Annotated in this window: 1 protein-coding gene and 1 pseudogene; both read right to left on the minus strand. The window is 64.4% G+C overall.

Features of this window, described 5'->3' with window-relative positions; genetic code table 11:
• On the minus strand, positions 1–1,358 hold a 1,358-nt coding region (locus tag ACQR1L_RS35055), incomplete at its 3' end, for a HAMP domain-containing protein (RefSeq protein ID WP_434862470.1).
• 56 nt (positions 1,359–1,414) lie between these two features.
• Positions 1,415–1,888, minus strand: a pseudogene (locus tag ACQR1L_RS35060) (methyl-accepting chemotaxis protein); the annotation flags it as partial.

The raw sequence follows: 1,888 nt of genomic DNA on the forward strand, positions 1-1,888 counted from the left end.
TGTTCGGTCGCGCCCTGCGACAGCTGCTCGGCACTCGCCGACAGCTCCTGGCTGCCCGCCGACACGTTGTGCGCGGCCGTCAGGGCTTCGGCGACGATCTGCCGGAGCTTGTCCACCATGTGCTCGAGCGCGATGCCGAGCTTGTCCTTGTCGGAGGCGCGCCTGGTCTCGACGGTGAGATTGCCGTGCGCGATCTCGTCGGCGATGCCTGCCATCACGTTGAGATTCTGCGTCATGGCATTGAGCGATTTGACCAGATCGCCGATCTCGTCGTCGCTACGTACCTCGATCGTCTGGCTCAGGTCGCCGATGGCCACGGCGTCGGCAAGGCCGACGGCGCGAGCCAGCGCCCTGCTGATGCTGAGTGCGATCCAGGTCGCCGAGACGACAGCGATCACCAGCGCGCCGATGATGATGCTGACCATCAGCGTCTTGGCGAAGCTTGCCCCGCGCGCTCCGTCTTCGGCAACCTCGGCCATCTGTCGTTCGTTCTGCTGAACGTATTGCTCGATCATATCGAGGCTATCGTTGAACGCCTTGCGGCCATCCCCGTTGGCGATCGCTATCGCTTTGACGTTGCCGGCTTCCGCAGCAAAGTTGGCAGCCTTTTCGACGGCCTTGCTCAACCGCTCGAGCTCCCCCTTGATCGCGCCGCTGGAAGGCCCGGCCTGCTCGCCGGCGATCTTCACCAGATCCGCCTTGACGGCGGCGAGCCTTTGCTGGGCCTCTTTCAAGTCAGCGTCGATATCCTGGACGTTCGCACTCGTATAGGCGGAGATGATGGCGCGCGACAGCCGCGCGGCATCGAGCCTTGCGGTCAACAGCGCCGTGACCATGCGCTGGCTGTCGGACGCATCCTTGTTCAGCTCACCAACGATCGAATCGAGTGTCGCGTCGAGCTCGCGCGTCGCCGGCTGCCCCTCGCCGCGCCATACCTCGGCGGCCTTGTTGTTCGAATTGAGGAGCGCGAATTTGCTGGCCTGATCCTCGAGTTCGTTCATGCGCTTGATGGAGCTGGTGGCCTGGTCGAGGATGCGCCGGCCGGACTCGCTCGCGCGGCCATAGAGCTCGTCGCGCAGCTTGAGCACCTTGTCGCGGCGCGCCGTCATCGTGTTGTAGTAGTCCTGGACATCCTTGTCCGTGATCGCGTTGATCATACGGGTCTCGGACCGCTGCTGGCCCTGGATGCCGTTCATGAGATCGCCCGCCATCTTGAGGCGGCCGGCCTGTGCGACCGTGCGCTGCTCCGCCTCACTCAGCGAGGAGAGGTTCATGTAGGCGATGCCGCCCATGATCATCGAGAGCGTAACGACGACACCGAAAGCGCCGGCCAGCTTGGCCTTGATCGTGAATCTCATGTCCAGACTTCCAATTTCCATTGCAGGAGGCCGTCCGAAGACGACCCCGCGTGCCACTAACGTTGAAATTCGCGGTCGCGGGCATCGCTCGCCTCGCTCATGTCGAAGGCGAAGCCGCCGCCGCTCGAGGCCATGACGCCGCGCCCAGTCATGGGCCTTGCAACCGGCTTCCGCGGCGCATTATGGGCGTCCCGGTTTGCGGCGGCCATGCTGGCGGCCTTGGCCCTGAGCTGGCCAACAGCGCGATCAATCGTGGGGACCGCCGGCGCAGCAATGCCAGCGTCGGAGGACCGATCGATGCGGAAGAAGGCGATGGTGGACTGCAGCTGCTCGGCCTGCGAGGCGAGCTCCTCCGAGGTCGAGGACACCTGCTCGGATGCACTCGCATTCTGCTGGCCGACCTTGTCGAGCTGCTGAATGGCCTGGTTGATCTGGGCCGATCCGATGTCCTGTTCGCGGCACGCGGCCGTGATCTCCACCACCAGCTCCGCCGTCTTCTTGATGTCAGGCACCAGCTTGGACAGCATCCC

It is taken from the genome of Bradyrhizobium sp. HKCCYLR20261, from assembly GCF_051168435.1.
In the GTDB taxonomy this organism is placed as follows: domain Bacteria; phylum Pseudomonadota; class Alphaproteobacteria; order Rhizobiales; family Xanthobacteraceae; genus Bradyrhizobium.